At 64.0% G+C, this 16,013-nt stretch carries 15 protein-coding genes; 4 read left to right on the top strand and 11 right to left on the bottom strand.

What is annotated here, in order from left to right:
* Positions 1-14: 14 nt before the first annotated feature.
* Genes G6N15_RS14775 through G6N15_RS14790 form a run of 4 tightly spaced genes read right to left on the bottom strand, consistent with a single transcriptional unit; the run spans position 15 to position 4,847 of the window.
* A complete protein-coding gene (locus G6N15_RS14775) occupies positions 15-1,205 on the bottom strand; it encodes a cytochrome P450 (RefSeq protein ID WP_083086399.1) in 1,191 nt (396 codons plus the stop codon).
* On the bottom strand, positions 1,205-2,782 hold the full coding sequence (gene mhpA, locus G6N15_RS14780; RefSeq protein ID WP_083086107.1) for a bifunctional 3-(3-hydroxy-phenyl)propionate/3-hydroxycinnamic acid hydroxylase MhpA: 1,578 nt from the start codon (positions 2,780-2,782) through the stop codon (positions 1,205-1,207). The genes G6N15_RS14775 and mhpA overlap by 1 nt, the downstream gene beginning before the upstream one ends.
* Positions 2,779-3,720, bottom strand: a complete 942-nt coding sequence (locus G6N15_RS14785; protein ID WP_083086105.1) for a fumarylacetoacetate hydrolase family protein — start codon at positions 3,718-3,720, stop codon at positions 2,779-2,781. Before G6N15_RS14785 ends, mhpA begins: the two co-directional genes overlap by 4 nt.
* Complete coding sequence (locus G6N15_RS14790; protein ID WP_083086103.1) at positions 3,717-4,847, bottom strand: VOC family protein; 1,131 nt, start codon at positions 4,845-4,847, stop codon at positions 3,717-3,719. Before G6N15_RS14790 ends, G6N15_RS14785 begins: the two co-directional genes overlap by 4 nt.
* 128 nt (positions 4,848-4,975) lie before the next feature.
* Between G6N15_RS14790 and G6N15_RS14795 the strand changes: the two genes are divergently transcribed.
* A complete protein-coding gene (locus G6N15_RS14795) occupies positions 4,976-5,635 on the top strand; it encodes a TetR/AcrR family transcriptional regulator (protein WP_372506534.1) in 660 nt (219 codons plus the stop codon).
* Between the two features lie 64 nt (positions 5,636-5,699).
* On the opposite strand, the gene G6N15_RS14800 is transcribed toward G6N15_RS14795, so the two are convergent.
* The 5 genes from G6N15_RS14800 to hisN form a co-directional block, all read right to left on the bottom strand.
* Complete coding sequence (locus tag G6N15_RS14800; protein ID WP_083086098.1) at positions 5,700-6,116, bottom strand: EVE domain-containing protein; 417 nt, start codon at positions 6,114-6,116, stop codon at positions 5,700-5,702.
* A 246-nt stretch (positions 6,117-6,362) separates the two neighbouring features.
* Entirely contained in the window at positions 6,363-7,571 is a 1,209-nt protein-coding gene (locus G6N15_RS14805; protein WP_083086097.1) for an acyl-CoA dehydrogenase family protein, read from the bottom strand.
* A gap of 21 nt (positions 7,572-7,592) precedes the next feature.
* Positions 7,593-8,987, bottom strand: a complete 1,395-nt coding sequence (locus tag G6N15_RS14810; RefSeq protein ID WP_083086096.1) for an acyl-CoA dehydrogenase family protein — start codon at positions 8,985-8,987, stop codon at positions 7,593-7,595.
* A 79-nt stretch (positions 8,988-9,066) separates the two neighbouring features.
* Entirely contained in the window at positions 9,067-10,155 is a 1,089-nt protein-coding gene (gene amrS / locus G6N15_RS14815; RefSeq protein ID WP_083086095.1) for an AmmeMemoRadiSam system radical SAM enzyme, read from the bottom strand.
* 19 nt (positions 10,156-10,174) lie between these two features.
* A complete protein-coding gene (gene hisN / locus G6N15_RS14820; RefSeq protein WP_083086094.1) occupies positions 10,175-10,960 on the bottom strand; it encodes a histidinol-phosphatase in 786 nt (261 codons plus the stop codon).
* Positions 10,961-10,983: 23 nt separating this feature from the next.
* On the opposite strand from hisN, the gene G6N15_RS14825 reads away from it, so the two are divergent.
* Entirely contained in the window at positions 10,984-11,316 is a 333-nt protein-coding gene (locus tag G6N15_RS14825) for a hypothetical protein (RefSeq protein ID WP_083086093.1), read from the top strand.
* On the opposite strand, the gene G6N15_RS14830 is transcribed toward G6N15_RS14825, so the two are convergent.
* Together G6N15_RS14830 and G6N15_RS14835 are read right to left on the bottom strand one after the other, a co-directional pair.
* On the bottom strand, positions 11,219-12,394 hold the full coding sequence (locus G6N15_RS14830) for a tellurite resistance/C4-dicarboxylate transporter family protein (protein ID WP_083086092.1): 1,176 nt from the start codon (positions 12,392-12,394) through the stop codon (positions 11,219-11,221). The two genes, G6N15_RS14825 and G6N15_RS14830, sit on opposite strands and share 98 nt — an antisense overlap.
* 94 nt (positions 12,395-12,488) lie before the next feature.
* Positions 12,489-13,856 (bottom strand): FAD-dependent oxidoreductase, encoded by a 1,368-nt coding sequence (locus tag G6N15_RS14835; protein WP_083086090.1) that lies wholly within the window; start codon positions 13,854-13,856, stop codon positions 12,489-12,491.
* A gap of 80 nt (positions 13,857-13,936) precedes the next feature.
* On the opposite strand from G6N15_RS14835, the gene prfB reads away from it, so the two are divergent.
* Positions 13,937-15,043: a peptide chain release factor 2 gene (prfB, locus tag G6N15_RS14840; RefSeq protein ID WP_083086088.1), complete on the top strand. Its 1,107-nt coding sequence runs from the start codon at positions 13,937-13,939 to the stop codon at positions 15,041-15,043.
* Entirely contained in the window at positions 15,036-16,007 is a 972-nt protein-coding gene (locus tag G6N15_RS14845) for a mechanosensitive ion channel family protein (RefSeq protein ID WP_083086085.1), read from the top strand. The genes prfB and G6N15_RS14845 overlap by 8 nt, the downstream gene beginning before the upstream one ends.
* The last annotated feature ends 6 nt before the right edge of the window (positions 16,008-16,013 follow it).

Raw genomic sequence — 16,013 nt, forward strand, 5'->3', positions numbered from 1 at the left:
CGAAGAGGTGATCGCTATGCGGCGATCAGCTTGAGCGGTAGGCGTTCGTGGCGGTGGATGATGTTGTTGATTGCCCATGTTGGCGGGCCGGTGAGCTCGATGCGGTCCACCCTCTCGATGAGCGCGCCCAGCATGGCTGTCATCTCCAAGCGCGCCAGGCCTTGACCGGCGCAGGCGTGGGCGCCGTGCCCAAAGGCGAGGTGTCGGCCCGCGTCACGGCGGATATCGAAGACGTCAGGATCATCCCACTCGCGTTCGTCGCGGTTGGCTGAGGCGTACATCACGAGGACTCGCGCGCTGGAAGCTATCCGGGCTCCGGCAATTTGGGTCGGCTGACCCACGCGGCGTGCGAATGCACGCAGCGGTGGGTCGTAGCGGATGACTTCGTTGATGGCGTTGGCCATGAGCGTCGGTTCACCTTTGAGCAGCTGCCATTGGTCGGGATACCTCGCGAACAAATACAACGCGTTGGAGATGGCGCTCATGGTGGTGTCGATCGATGGGGCAAGGTAGTCGACCATCAGCGGCGGACATTCGTCGTGCGAGAGGTTGCCTTCGTCGGCGGCGGCAATCAACTCATGTGCCATGCTGCCCGCGAGAACGCTGCGGTCGCGTACGACGCGGCGGGCGAAGCGCAGCATTCGTAACGCGCCGGGCATCGCTTTGATCGCTTGCCCGTTGAGCGGCCCGAGGACGTCGAAAGTGGCTCCACCCCAGTCGATAAGGTGACCGCGTTGATCTCGGGGCCAGCCAATGAGGTCGGGCACCACGGCCAGCGGTAGCGCGGCCGCGAGGTCGTCGACGCCGTCGATCTGGCCCTTGTCGAGCGCGGCATCGACTACCGCCGCCGCCATGGCGTCAACGCTGCCGCTGATTGCCCGCAGTGCGCGCGGCAGCATCCGGTGCGCGAGGCGCTTTCGTCGCTGATCGTGTTCGACCCCATCGCTGTTGAGCGTCGTACCGCGGGACAGGCGGTTGCTGATCGGATTCAGCGCGACCCCGGTTCCCGACAGAAAGGTCTTGTCGTCACGCAGCACGGCCTTGCACTCGGTGTAGCGCGGCAGTGCGTACACCCGCTGATGTGGCAGCCACACCACGGGTCCGATCTGGCGTAACTGCGCGTAGTGCGGGTATGGATCGGCGATGGCCTGTGGACTATAGATGTCGACGTTATATTCGGGAACTTTGCTGTCGTTCTTGCGAATTAGCACGAGCCTGTCCTTTCTGCGTTGACAGCCGGCGTGAACCGCGGCACAGCGTCGCACAGGCTCGACACTCGGCGACCGGCCTCCATCACGGTGCGATCGGGGCGGATCATCGCTGCGGTTGCACGCCCGTGCCGCAACCAGCGGCCCAACTCGCTAGCGGCATCCACGGTGAGGGCAACCGCGCCGCGTTGGTGCAGCTGTTCGCGCTGTTGCGCGGTGAACTGTGCTGTCATGATCACTGCGAAACCGGTGCCCAGCAGGGCATCTAGTCGACTGCCCTCCGGCATCAGGGGGTTGGGGCATAGCGTCCCCGCCAACTGCCGCGGTCGCCGCCCCTTGACGACGAACGCGGATCTGCGCAGGGCTGGCGTCCGGCTTTTGAGCAACCGCGTCCGCATGCCGGGAATCAGGTGCAGGCGCGGAACAACGGTGCGACGGATCGCGTCCCCTGTGCGCCCGCCCGCCGTCATGGCCCAACCCATCCCGAGGGCTAGGCCGATCAACATGCGTGCATGTGGTTTCCGCTCTTGCTCATAGGTATCCAATACCTTCTCGGGAAAATTTCCCTGGAGTACGCCCGCGAGCTTCCAGGCCAAGTTCATTGCGTCGCGAAGTCCTGCGCCCATCCCTTGGCCGATGAACGGCGGTGTCAGATGGGCTGCATCGCCGAGAAGAAAAACATTGCGGTCACGCCATCGGTTCGCCAGTTGGGCCCGGAAGGTGTACTCGGCCACTCGGACAAGCTCGAGCCCATCGTCGGGTACGTGGCCGACCCATGGTGAGATCAGGCGCCGAAGGGCGGCGCAGCTGCGGTAGTCGTCGGCTGTTTCGCCGGGGAGCAGCCGGAATTCCCACCGGTAGCGGGTCGCTCCGATTCGCATGTACGTTGCGGCACGGACTGGGCTGCATACTTGGTGCACGCCGTCCCATTGATTGAGGTCCATGTCGGTGGCCACATCGACGACCAGCCAGCGTTGCTCGAACCGCAGATCCTGCATTGCGGCTCCGATCGAGGAACGCACGACGCTGTTTGCACCATCGCAGCCCAAAACGTAAGCAGCATCGATGATGTGTCCTTTGCCGGTGGCGCGGTCGGCGTAGGTCACCCGCACCCGCCCGGACTCGGTCTGACTGATATCGGTGACTTCGGAGTGGCCTCTGATGGCGGCGGCGGGAAAGTTCTTCAGGTTCCTGCGCAGCAGCGCCTCGAAGTCCGGCTGGTCAAACATGTTGGCTTGCGGGAATCCGTGGATGCTTTCGGTCGGATCACGGTGAAATTGGGCGAGCACTCCAAGGTGGGGATCCAGTAGCCGAAGGCCCATCGCCGGACGGGATATGGCGGCGAATTCGTCATAGACGCCCAGCCGGGAAAGGATACGACAGACCTCGTCGTCGAGGTGCACAGCGCGGGGTTGCGGATAGACGTCATCCCAGCGCTCCAGGACAAGACAATGAATACCGTACTGGGCCAACAACGTTGCGGCGGTGACGCCGGTAGGGCCAGCTCCGACGATGACCACCGGCACCGATACTTCGGCGTGCTTGTACGCCGGGGAATCCGAGTCTGTGCTCATTGCACGAATCGCACAATGGTGCGCTGGGCACCGAGGTCGATGGCGCCGTCGTCAGTGGCGCTGCTTGCTTCGACGACGTCGCCGTCGTGTAAGTACTTGGGATTGTCGGTTTGCCGTTTGAAAAACGTCTTCCATTTCAGCGCGGGCGGCAGCAGCGAGGCGATGATCTGAAGCGGTTTCGCTGGTGCGCTGAGCGCGGTGCCGACCGGGGTACCGGTCAAAATCAGATCGCCGGCGTCGAGCCGCTGGAACCGGGTCAATGCTTGCAACGCCTGCAGGGGCGTATAGATCATGTCGCCGTCGACGATCATGTCTTGACGGATTTGTCCGTTGACGCGTAGTCGAAGCCGCAAGTTGCCGAATCGCTTGAGCTCGTCGGGGTCCAGCAGCACCAGCGCGGGACCGACCGGGGTAAAGGTCGGATAGGACTTGGCTTCGTAGAACTGGGTTTGCGGAAGCTGGATGTCGCGCGCCGAGACGTCGTTGGTAACCACGAGGCCGACGATGTAGTCGGAGAGGTTGGCAGCGGTGATCGTCGTGCCCACTGGAATATCGCGGCCTATCACCAAGCCGATCTCCACTTCGTAGTCGAGAAATTGGACATGGTCCGGCTTCACAATGTCGTCGAATGGCCCGGCGATCGAGCCCGAGGCTTTGCGAAAGAAGGTCAGGGGAATGGTTTTCGGGTCCATGCCGGCGTCCTTGACATGGGAGACGAAGTTGGTCATCTGGGCGACCACGCGGCACGGGCTGGTGACGGGGGAAAGCAGCTTTAGGCTTTCGAGGGGCACGGTGTCGCTGCCATGGGCAGCGGCTTCGATGGCGGAGTGCTCAGCGAGCAACTCCCTCGTCGTGGCAGCGGTGGTGTCGATCTTGGCCGCACCCTTGGCGGTTTGAACCCACCAGCCATCGGCGGTGCGCAGGATCGAAATGGTCATGAGTGTGCTGCTTTCATCAGGCCGATCAGGCGGTGGAAATCGAATTCGTTGTTTTCGCGTAGCGCCCCGATAATCGAGCGCGCTTCGTGCGGAAGGAATTTGGGGCTCATGCCGAGGAAGTCCTTGGTTGCCGCAGGCCCCCATTGGGCCAGCCCGGAGGCGGTGAACGGCGCCCAGCCCGGCTCGACCGTGCAGTCGAACATGTCACCGTCGCTGAAGTGTTCGACCAGGAAACCGTCGGGGTCGCGCCAGTAGTCGAAAATCTGGCTACCTTGGATATGCCGTCCGACACCCCAGGACCGGTGGTACCCAAGGTCTTTCAGGTACTCGCCGCCGGCCGCCAGCGCATCGACGTCACAAACCTGATACGCCGAGTGCATATAGCGGTTGGCCGGCCCCAACGCTATCGCCAAACTGTGATGGTCGGCCGGGGTCATGCCGCGGTCGCAGCGGATGAAGCTCATCGCCGGCCCACGGTCACGCTGACCCGGGAAGTACAGGAAGTCGCTGACAATCATTCCAAGGTTGTCGAGATACCAGTTGACGGCCTCGACGTACTTGTTGGTCTGCACCACGACATGACCGAGCCGCTGCACGCGTGCAGGCTCACGCGGCGGGCGCTGGGTCGCGTTGGTGCGTTGCCGCTCATACCCGAAGTTGAAGGCGTGGGCCCGCTGCCCGGGCAGCGCGTTGAGGTCATGCGTGCCGGCGACTACATGGACGGGAATTCCGCTGGGGTCGACGAGGTCCACCGCCACTCCGCCAACGGCGTCGGGCAATCGCCGGGTCGGCGCGCCTGTCGTGTTGGCCAGCCGCAGCACGTCGGCTTCGTCTTGCGCCTTGAACGCCGCCCCTACGAATCGCGACTGCGCAGCACGGCGAATGATCACGCACGGTGTGCCGGCATCGCTGCCGCGCAACTGCAGCTCGTCGAGTGTCCGTGAGACCGTGGTGAACCCGAATGCGCGCGCGAACGATTCGGCGCGTTGAAGGTTAGATTTCTCGAACTTGAGCCATGCCAGGTCGTGGACCTTGATGACAGGGTTGAGCGACCGTCCGGGGTGTTCGCCCCTTCGCGCGCCCTGCTCACTGTGCAGGGCCTTAGGGACGTCGACATGACGTGTCATCTCGGCTCCTCCTAACTGAAGCCATCTTCACTTAAGAATTAGACTTCAGTCAAGAGATTTTGAAGAGAAGTTCAGAAGTGATGTACCCTGTCGATAGTCGGCGGGAACCGCTGGGGCAGGAGGTCCACGTGGGGGAGGATGGCCGACCGCCCAATCGTCTCGAGCGGCGCAAGCAGCGCACCCGCGCCGCATTGATCCAGGCGGCACAGGACTTCATTGCCGCGGGCCGCTTCAACGTACCGGTGCAGGACATCAGCCACGCAGCCGACGTCGGCGTTGGGTCGTTCTACAACCACTTTGAAAGCAAGGAACAACTTTTCCAGGTCGCGCTCAACGAGGTTCTCGACGCGCACGGAGCGATGCTGGACGCCGTAACTGCTGCCATGGAGGACCCGGCCGAAACCTTTGCGCTGAGCTACCGGCTAACCGGTCGATTGATTCGGCGCCGTCCGGACATCAGCCGGGTCCTGCTGAACAGCGGGCTGGCGCTGATCAGCTCAGACCGAGGGTTGGCACCACGTGCCAGGCGCGACATCGCTGCCGCGACGGAGGCCGGCCGATTCCGGGTCAGCGACCCGCAGCTGGCCGTAGCTGTGGTGGGCGGAGCGCTACTCGGCTTGGCCCAACTGCTACACGATGAGCCCGAGCGTGACGACGCCGAGGCCACCGACCAGGTCACCGAAGACATCTTGCGGTTGTTGGGCCTGCCGCGGCAGCAGGCCTGCAAAATTTGCCAGCGGCCGCTGCCGAACCTTGACGAGCTGATACATCCGGGTTCGGCCGCCTGATCCGCACGACGGGCTGTCGACACAGGCCACTCAGCGTGTTGCTGACTTCAAGGAGCCTGGACATTCACAAGCCCGTCATCGCCGACCTGATCACCTCCAAGTCGTGATCGCTGATCTTGAATACCCCGAATCGGAATTTGTAGCCCCACCGAGCCTTGTCTTCGATGAACTCAAGTTGGTCGATCAGCGGCCGGATCGGTGTCTCGGTGCACTCGAGGAAGTCGACATTGCGGCGCCACGGGTGAAAGTCGGGCGTCATCTCCGCCTGATATGGCTCATCGTCGGCGACTCGGCCCATGGCGGTAAAGGCCTGAAGCGGCTCACCGTCGGGGTAGACGGTCTTCGGTGAGTAGAAGATGATCCAGTCACCACGAGCCATCTTGCGCAGCATGTGCGGTTTGCCGTGGTTGGCCTGTGTGAAGCGACCTCGCACTCCTTGTGCGACATGGTCACGGCTGACCGTGTTGATCCAGTTAGTCATGACCGCATGCTAAGTCGGACGACCGACATATCTGCTCGCCTGCCGTCGAGCTGTGGATAACCCGCGATGCAGCGGACCGAGCCCTCCGGCGCGATATCACATACGACATCAAGTTCAAGAAGGCGTCAATCCCTGCCGGAGCGACTGAAGAGATTGCTGAGCAACCTGAGGTCGGCCAGTGAGCCGCCAACAGACGCAAAAGCCCCCGATTTCAACGAAATTCGGGGACTTTTGCGTCTGCTCGCGCTATTTCAGCTCCGACGACGACAGGCCCAGCAGCCTGCGGGCGACCACCAGCTGCTGGATCTGCTGGGTGCCCTCGAAGATGTCCATGATCTTCGAGTCGCGCGCCCACTTCTCGAACAGCGTCTGCTCGGAATAGCCCGTGGTGCCGGTAAATTCGACGGCCTTGAGCGTGATGTCGCTGGCCACCCGGCCGGCCTTGGCCTTGCTCATCGACGCTTCTTTGGAGTTGGGAATGCTGTTGTCGGCCTGCCACGCCGCGCGCAGCGCCAACAAATAGCTGGCTTCCCAGTCAGCCTCCATCCGCAAAAACTCAGCGGCGGGGGCGCTTTGGGCGTGCCAGGGCTTGTCGTACGAAATCTCCACCCCGGCGTCGGTCAGGATCTTGCGCAGCTCTTCCAATGCGGCGCGGGCGATCCCGATGGCCATCGCGGCCACGATCGGGCGGGTGTTGTCGAACGTCTCCATCACACCGCCGAAGCCCTTGCTGGTATCGATCTCCGGGCTGCCCAGCAAGTTTTCTTTGGGGATGCGGACATTATCGAACCGTATGGTGGCCGTGTCGGAGCCCTTGATGCCGAGCTTCTTCTCCAGCCGCTCGACGGTGACGCCCGGATGCTCGCGCGGCACGATGAACGGCTTGATCGCAGCGCGCCCCTTCGACTTGTCCAGCGTCGCCCAGACCACGATGTGGGTGGCCCGTGAACCGGAAGTGACAAAGATCTTTTCGCCGTTGATCACGTATTCGTCGCCGTCCAGCCTCGCGGTTGTCGACACCGCGGCCGAGTCCGAGCCGAACCCGGGTTCGGTGATGGCCATCGCCGCCCAGACCTTGCCCAACCGTTGCAGCTGCTCGTCGGTGGCCAGGCCGGAGATGGTCGCGTTGCCCAGACCTTGATAGGGCATCGAGAGCATCATCGCGGCGTCGCCCCAACTGGCTTCGATGGTCTGCAGCACCGCCGCCATGTTGGGACCGTTGCGCTTTTCCTCCTTGCCTTCGCCCTCTCGGAACGCCTCGGCGCCGGTGAGCCCCAACGTGTTCGACTCGGCAGCGCCCATGAACAGCTGGGCCAGCGTGTCGAGCTCAACCGGGTAGGCGTGTTCGTTTAGGTCGTACTTGCGGGCGATCGGCCGCATCATTTCGGCGGCACCCTGATGTGCCTTGTCGATCACCGAGTGCATCTTGCGGGGGAGTTCCAGATTGATTGCCATGATTGGTCTTTCGCTCGCGAATTAGATGACGACGACGCCCTCGGCGACGCCGATGGCTCGCAGGTCGCGGTACCAGCGCTCGACGGGGTGTTCCTTTGTGTAGCCGTGGCCGCCGAGCAGCTGTACGCCGTCGAGGCCGATCTGCATGCCCTTGTCGGCGCCGAGCCGCTTGGCCAGCGCTGCTTCGCGGGTGAACGGCAGGCCCTGCTCGGCGCGTGCCGCACCGCGCCAGGTGATCATCCGCAGCCCGTCGAGCTCGATGGCGATGTTGGCGCACATGAACGCCACCGACTGCCGCCGGGCGATCGGCTCCCCGAATGCTTCGCGTTCCTTCACGTAGGGGACGACGTAGTCGAGGACGGCGTGCGAGGTGCCTACCGCCAATGCCGCCCAGCCCAGCCGGGACAGCGCGATCGCCTCCGCGTAGTCGTCGTCGGTGGCCTCATCCTCGCCCAGCCGCGCACTCAGTGGCACCGACACATGATCGAGCTCCACCTGACCCAACGCCGCCGCGCGAATGCCCATGCTCGGATCGGCCTTGACGGTCAGACCGTTGCTGGACGATTCGACGATGAATAGGGCCGGCTTTCCGCTCAGTTGCGCACCGACGATGAACAGCTCGGCATCGGCGGCTGCCGGCACCAACGACTTCACCCCGTTCAGTCGATAGCCGCTCGGGGTGCGCGTGGCGGTGGTCTTCAGATTGGTCGGGTCGAATAGTGGCTGCGGTTCGGCGATCGCGACGCAGGCTTGCGGGACGTTCTCGCCCGCGAACTCCTTGAGATAGGTGGCCTGCTGATCGGCACTGCCCCAATGGGTGAGCGCCGAAGCGACGCCGCCGGGCGCCAGAATCGGGAGCGCCAGCCCCATGTCGCCGTAAGCCAGGGCCTCAGCCACCAGGACGTTGGTCACGCTGGAGCGATGGGCGGCGATGCCCTCGAAGTCTTCGGGAACGTTGACCGCGGTGACGCCCAGCTCGGCTGCCTTCGCGATCAAGTCCGGCGGATATTTCGCGGCCTCATCGGCTTCGGCTGCGGCAGGCCGCAGGATCTCCTGAGCGAACTGCTCGACCGTTTCGACAATCAGCTTCTGGTCGTCGTCGGGGGTCAGGTCGAAGTAGTCTTTGCCGCTGGCCTTCAGCCGGGTCGGGCCGCCGCGAAGGCCTTGGACACGCTTGAACTGACGGCTGGTGGCACCCGCAACCGAAAAGCCGGTCTTGACACCATATTTCAGCGTCCGGTTGAGCGGATCACGCAGGTTGTACTTGTCCAGGAACTCCTGGCCGACAATCGGAGTAAGCAGGCCCAGCGCGATATCGATGCCGGTCCGCTTGTGCTTGTATTCGCCGACGGCGGTTTTGCGGCCGGTTTTCTTGGGCCGTGCCGGCGAGCCGTTGGTGGTGGACGTGTTGGTCATGTCAGCAGCCTCGGTCGTTGGGGCCAGTGCGATAACCCTATCTTACTCCGGAGTAAGATAGCGAGGACTGTTAACTACTTCACACCTGCGACAGGCTGGCCCAGAGGGGCAGCCGTCGCGGGCCCCAGCCTTCGGCCGGCCCGTCAAAGACGCCGGGTAACCGATAGCCGCAGGCTCGACAGTGGCCCTCATCGGTCAGCGCGTAATGCCGCATCGCATACCAGTCACGAACCACGACCGCCGCACCGCAGCCGGGACACGACGTGGTGCCGCCCTCGGCATCGTGGATATTGCCCGTGTAGACGAACTGCAGGCCTGCATCAAGCGCGATGCACCGGGCCCGACGGAGGGTGGTCGCCGGGGTCGGCGGCGTGTCGGTCATCTTGTAGTCGGGGTGGAATGCGGTGAAGTGCACCGGCACGTCGATGCCGAGGTTCTCGCGGATCCACTCGCACTCGGCGGCAATTTCGGCGTCGCCGTCATTGCGCCCGGGGATGAGCAGCGTGGTGATTTCGAACCACACATCGGTCTCGTGGCGCAGATAGAGCAGGGTGTCGAGCACGTCCTCGAGGTGCCCGACGCACACTTTGCGGTAGAAGTCCTCGGTGAACGCTTTCAGATCGACGTTGGCGGCATCGATGTGCCGATAGAACTCCGCTCGAGGCGCCGGACACATGTAGCCGGCGGTCACCGAAACAGCTTTGATGCCGCGGTCATGGCAGGCATCGGCGACATCGGCGGCGTACTCCCAGAAGATCGTCGGGTCGTTGTAGGTGAAAGCCACGCTGCGACAACCCAATTCGCCGGCGACCCGAGCGATGTCGTCGGGGGTGGCCCGGCTGGCAAGGGTGTCGACTTCGCGGGACTTGGAGATGTCCCAGTTCTGGCAGAACTTGCAGGCGAGGTTGCAACCCGCTGTGCCGAACGACAACACCGCCGAACCGGGCAGGAAATGGTTGAGCGGCTTCTTTTCCACCGGATCGACGCAGAATCCGCTGCAGCGCCCGTAGCTGGTGAGCTTGATCTGATCATCGATGCGGGCGCGGACGAAACACAGTCCCTGCTGGCCCTCGTGCAGCTTGCAGGCGCGCGGGCATACGTCGCACTGAATCCGACCGTCGTCGAGGCGGTGCCAGTGCTTCGTCGCGATCGTGAATGGGTGACTCATGGCGTGCTCAGCCGCCAGATTACGCGCGCAGTCGGTTCAGCACCTCGTCATGAAGTAAGCCGTTGGTCGCCACCGCGCTACCGCCGTGTGGGCCGGCGCTGCCGTCGAGACTGGTGAACGCGCCGCCCGCTTCGCGCACCAGGATGTCCAGGGGGGCCAGGTCCCACACCGACACCTCCGGTTCGGCCGCGACGTCGACGGCGCCTTCGGCCACCAGGCAATAGGACCAAAAGTCGCCATAGGCGCGGACTCGCCACACCGCGTCGGTCAGTGCGAGGAAACGTTCCCGCAAACCCAGCTGCGCCCATCCCGACAGGCTGGAAAACGATAGGCTTACCGCCCCCAGCTCCGCCACCGAGGACACCGACAGGCGGCGTGGCGGCGAGCCGTCGGCGGCAGCGAACGCGCCGAAACCGCGAGCTGCCCACCACCGGCGCCGCAGCGCCGGCGCGCTGATCACCCCGACCGACGGCACCCCGTCGTCGAGCAACGCGATCAACGTCGCCCACACCGGCACGCCGCGCACGAAGTTCTTGGTGCCGTCGATCGGGTCGATGATCCATTGCCGACCACTGAAAGTCGTTGCTCCGCCGAATTCTTCGCCTAGCACGCTGTCGTCAGGCCGCTGGCGTGCCAGCGCTTCTCGTAACTCGGATTCGACCGCTCGATCGGCATCAGTGACCGGCGTCAGATCTGGTTTCGTCTCAATCCGCAGATCCAGCGCGCCGAACCGGGCCAGCGTCACCGCATCGGCGCGGTCTGCCAGCGCCAACGCCACCGCCAAATCGTCGTCGGTGCGCCTCACGACAGCAGTCCTACCATGGCCATGTGGGCTGGGAAATCGGTGTGCTGTTCTTGCTGATTGCGACGTTGGCGGTGTTGCTGGCGCCGCGGTTCATGCGACGCGGCCCGGGCCAAGACGCAGTGAGCGGCACGTTGCTGGTGACTGGCGTCAGCCCGCGACCTGATGCGACCGGTGAGCAGTACGTCACGATCACCGGAGTCATCAACGGGCCGACGGTCAACGAGCACACGGTTTATCAGCGCATGGTCGTCAACGTCGCTAAGTGGCCGACGATGGGTCAACTTTTGCCCGTGGTGTACTCGCAGAGGAATCCGGACAAGTGGGCGTTCGCCCCGCCCGAACAACCCTCTGTTTAGCGCGTTTGCGGGCCGCTCCGCCGACGGTGGTCACCAGGTGGTGCAACATCGCAAGGAACGTAATCGCCCACGCCCCCAAGGCAATCCAGCTCTCGACGTCGCTGATGTGCTTGACGAGCGGCAAATGGTCGGCTCGCCCGAGGTAGTGCCCGCCGACCCCGTACATACCCAGCGGGAACACCACACTCCACAGTCCTGCTTCGTAGCGCAGCGGGATGCGGTGGATGATGTGTTTCCAGAAGCCGGCGGCAACCAGCGGCGGGAGCAGCCAGGTGCCGAACGCCCAGAAGACAACCGAGGTTCCGGCGATCAGGCCTCGGGTAGCAGCGACCATCGGCGCATTGGCCATCTCGACGATGCGCGCACCAGCGAGAACGGTAATTGCGGTGGCCCCCATCGATACCCAGTACTGCGGATTGAGGTCTTCTGGCCGCAGTGGGTAGAGCAGCATGCGGGCGGTGACCAAGACACCGGTACCGCCGTACAGGAACACACCGACCGACCAGGAAAACACTGCCAGCAGAGCCAATTCCCGGCGTTCGTTTCCGAGTGCGGGTTCCACCACGGCTGCAAGCACGGCCAGGGACTGGCTGGCGACGACGAAGATGAACCAGGTGCCGTTCGCGGCCTGCAGCACGGGCTGGTGACGATGCCGCAGCACTGCCGTCCAGGGCACCAGGTAACCCAGGACCAGCCAGCTGAGCCAGCCGACGACCAACAGTGCGAAGGCGAGCCGGTAGTGGGCGTCGACAGCGAGCCGGGTACCGAGCACGTCGGTGGCGGCGACGAAGGTGAAGAGCCCGAAAGCCCGGCCGGGATTGCCCAAATCCTCGCCAACATCTTTGCGGTAGAATGTGATTCGCACGCCATTGAGGATGACGAGGACAACATAAGCGAGGCCGGTCAGCCACAGCAGCGCAACGGAGACCGAATAGGCGCGGTGGTGATACATCGCGATCGACACCATCCCGGTGGCCATAACCAGCGCGAAATAACCGGGGTTGAGGGTCCGTACCGCCTGGCGGATACCGGCTGGTTCCGCCGCAGCCGCTGATGGTCCTTGCTCAGTACGTAACACTGATCTGCGCCAGGTAGTCCACGGGCATAGGGGTAGCACGCACCCGCGGAATAATAGTGCTTCGGAAGGTCAGCACCGTCCTCTGACCCGAACGTCACCCGTGCGCTATCCGCAATAGCTCGTCGAGGCTCGACAACTTGACCCGCGGGCGCCCGTGCGGTTCGCCGGCCGAGCGCTCGTGTTGGTCGATGGCCTGCCAGTGCGTGGCGGTGATCAGCTTCGGCTGACGTGACAGCAGCCAGTCGGCGAGCTTGTCGGCGTGGTCCTCTGGAAAGTCAGCCAACTGGGCCGCGGCCAGGTCGGCGAGCAACGTGTCGACGGTGTCTTGGGAGTCCTTCTTGTTAGTGCCGATCACCCCGGTCGGCCCGCGCTTGATCCACCCGACGACGTACTCGTTGCGGCTGCCTTCCACCCGGCCGTTGGTGTTCGGGATGGTTCCGCTGCGCTCGTCGAACGGTAGGCCGGGCGTGGGTACACCCCGATAGCCGACCGACCGAACCACCAACTGGACAGGCAATTCCTCTCGAGCGCCGGTGTCCTTGGCCACCACTCGACCGCTGTCGTCGGTCACCAGCTCGTTGCGGCCGAGCACAATGCGCTCGACCCTGCCCTCGCCCTTGATTTCGATAGGAGAGGTGAAAAACCGGAACACGAGTCGGCGGTGACCCGGGCGGTGGTCACGGCTCGCATAATCCCGCAGCACCGCGATGTTCTGCTTACACGTCTTGCCGACTGCGGCCGCGTCCTCGTCGCTGATGCCTTCCAGATCCGCGGGATCGACCACCACGTCGACGCCTTGGAGTGCCGCGAGAGTGCCCAGCTCACGCAGCTCCAGCGTCGTGAAGGCTGTCTGCAGCGGACCGCGCCGACCGATGATCACCACTTCCTCGACACCGCGTGGGCGCAGCGATTCCAGCGCGTGGTCGGCGATGTCGGTCTGCGCCAGCTCGTCGGGGTCGCTCACCAAAATGCGGGCGACGTCGAGGGCGACATTGCCGTTACCGATGACGACGGCGCGCGCACCGGACAGGTCGGGGGCCATCTGCGCGAAGTGCGGGTGGGCGTTGTACCAGCCGACGAAGTCGACGGCGGCGATGCTTCCCGGCAGATGCTCACCGGGGATGTTCAACGCTCGATCGGATTGCGCGCCGACGGCATAGATCACCGCGTCGTAGCGCTCGGCGAGCTCGGCGGCCTGGATGTGCTCGCCGATCACGACGTTGCCGAAAAACCGAAACCGCGGGTCTTCGGCCGTCTTTTCGAACTGTTTGCTGATCGACTTGATCTTCGGATGATCGGGGGCGACGCCCGAGCGCACCAGACCCCACGGCGTCGGCAACATCTCGAGCATGTCGACCGCAACGTCGATGTCCTCGGCGGAGTCGGCGGCCTTCAGCAGCGATGCCGCGGCAAAGAATCCCGAGGGGCCGGAGCCGACGATCGCGACGTGGTAGGGGCGCATACAGCCCGATGCTAAACGGCTACCCGTGCGTAGGCCCGCTAGTCGCACGTCTGATTAGGGCGCCGGTAACGTGAGCAGCTGTGGATCCTGACCGTCAAGCCGATATCGCAGCTCTCGACTCCACGCTGACCACGGTGGAGCGGGTGCTCGATGTCGACGGTCTGCGCACCCGGATCGAGAAGCTCGAGCACGAGGCGTCCGATCCCAAATTGTGGGACGACCAGACCCGCGCACAGCGGGTGACCAGTGAGTTGTCGCACGCTCAGGGCGAGCTGCGGCGTGTCGAAGAGCTCCGACGCCGCCTAGACGATCTGCCGGTGATGTACGAGCTTGCGGAAGAAGAAGGCGGCGCCGAGAACCTCGCGGAAGCCGACGCCGAGCTCAAGGCGCTGCGCGCCGACATCGAAGCCATGGAAGTTCGGACCCTGTTGTCCGGCGAATACGACGAACGTGAGGCGCTGGTCACCATCCGCTCCGGCGCCGGCGGGGTCGACGCCGCCGATTGGGCCGAGATGCTGATGCGGATGTACATCCGCTGGGCCGAGCAACACAACTACCCGGTCGAGGTGTTCGACACGTCCTACGCCGAAGAGGCGGGGATCAAAAGCGCGACCTTCGCCGTGCACGCGCCGTACGCGTACGGCACGTTGTCGGTCGAACAGGGCACCCACCGGCTGGTGCGGCTCAGCCCATTCGACAACCAGCACCGCCGGCAGACGTCGTTCGCGGAGGTCGAGGTGCTTCCGGTGGTGGAGACCACCGACCACATCGACATTCCGGAAGGCGATATCCGCGTCGACGTCTATCGCTCCAGCGGTCCCGGCGGCCAATCGGTGAACACCACTGACTCGGCCGTTCGACTTACCCACCTTCCGACCGGTATCGTCGTGACTTGCCAGAACGAAAAATCGCAGCTGCAGAACAAAGTTGCAGCGATGCGGGTGCTTCAGGCAAAGTTGTTGGAGCGCAAGCGGTTAGAAGAGCGCGCTGAGCTCGATGCGCTGAAGGGTGACGGTGGCAGCTCCTGGGGTAACCAGATGCGGTCCTATGTTCTGCACCCGTACCAGATGGTGAAGGATTTGCGCACCGAGTATGAGGTAGGCAATCCGACGGCCGTACTTGACGGGGACATCGACGGATTCCTGGAAGCGGGGATCCGGTGGCGCAACCAAAGAGGCGATGACTGATACCACACTTCTCGCGGTATCGACGGCGCAGCCCTGGCATGACTTGTGGCGGGCAGACATCCGTGACTGGATTCTCAATCAGGGTCTGCGTATCGTTCTGCTGCTGATCGGGGCTGTATTGGCGGGCCGGTTCGTGAACTGGGCGGCGCAAAAGGTGACCGAGCGCCTTGACGTCGGGTTCACCGAGAGCGACGCGCTGGTGCGGTCGGAAGCCACCAAACACCGGCAGGCAGTGGCAGCGGTGATTTCGTGGGTGGCCGTCGTGCTCATCGCGGTGGCTGTTGCTGTCCAGATCGCCGACATTCTGCAGTTATCGGTGCGCGGGCTGGTGGCCCCGGCCACGGTGCTGGGCGCTGCGCTTGGCTTCGGCGCCCAACAGCTGGTCAAAGATTTGCTGGCCGGGTTTTTCATCATCGCCGAAAAGCAGTACGGGTTCGGCGATCTGGTTGAGCTCACAATCACCGGGGCGAACACTCCCGCCAGCGGGACGGTCGAGAACGTCACATTGCGAGTGACGAAACTGCGCTCACCCGATGGCGAAGTATTCACGGTGCCGAACGGGCAGATCGTGAAGTCGGTGAATCTGTCGAAGGATTGGGCCCGTGCGGTCGTGGACATCCCGGTGCCCACCACCGCCGACCTGAACCAGGTCAACGATGTATTGCGCCAGGAGTGTGAGCACGCCTGCGATGATGCCGTGCTGGGAGAGTTGCTGCTTGACCCGCCCACGGTGATGGGAGTGGAGAGCATCGAGGTCGACACGGTGACCCTGCGCTTGGTGGCCCGCACATTGCCCGGCAAGCAGTTCCAAGCGGGCCGCGAATTACGTGTTTTGGTGGTCCGCGCGCTGGCGCGCGCCGGGATCCGAGCCGCAAACGACCCGGGGATGGTCGGCGCGATTGTTCATCCGTCGACTGCCGAAGGCGCCGAGGAGGAGACGCAGGGGGCGGTGCAGAGCCGGTGAAGTTAG

The organism is Mycobacterium noviomagense (genome assembly GCF_010731635.1).
Taxonomy (GTDB): domain Bacteria; phylum Actinomycetota; class Actinomycetes; order Mycobacteriales; family Mycobacteriaceae; genus Mycobacterium; species Mycobacterium noviomagense.

Bases quoted from the DNA above. Each gene is read 5' to 3' on its own strand.
- mhpA (WP_083086107.1), bottom strand. From the start codon at position 2,782: ATGAGCACAGACTCGGATTCCCCGGCGTACAAGCACGCCGAAGTATCG.
- G6N15_RS14785 (WP_083086105.1), bottom strand. From the start codon at position 3,720: ATGACCATTTCGATCCTGCGCACCGCCGATGGCTGGTGGGTTCAAACC.
- G6N15_RS14790 (WP_083086103.1), bottom strand. From the start codon at position 4,847: ATGACACGTCATGTCGACGTCCCTAAGGCCCTGCACAGTGAGCAGGGC.
- G6N15_RS14800 (WP_083086098.1), bottom strand. From the start codon at position 6,116: ATGACTAACTGGATCAACACGGTCAGCCGTGACCATGTCGCACAAGGA.
- G6N15_RS14805 (WP_083086097.1), bottom strand. From the start codon at position 7,571: ATGGCAATCAATCTGGAACTCCCCCGCAAGATGCACTCGGTGATCGAC.
- G6N15_RS14810 (WP_083086096.1), bottom strand. From the start codon at position 8,987: ATGACCAACACGTCCACCACCAACGGCTCGCCGGCACGGCCCAAGAAA.
- amrS (WP_083086095.1), bottom strand. From the start codon at position 10,155: ATGAGTCACCCATTCACGATCGCGACGAAGCACTGGCACCGCCTCGAC.
- G6N15_RS14835 (WP_083086090.1), bottom strand. From the start codon at position 13,856: ATGCGCCCCTACCACGTCGCGATCGTCGGCTCCGGCCCCTCGGGATTC.
- G6N15_RS14845 (WP_083086085.1), top strand. From the start codon at position 15,036: ATGACTGATACCACACTTCTCGCGGTATCGACGGCGCAGCCCTGGCAT.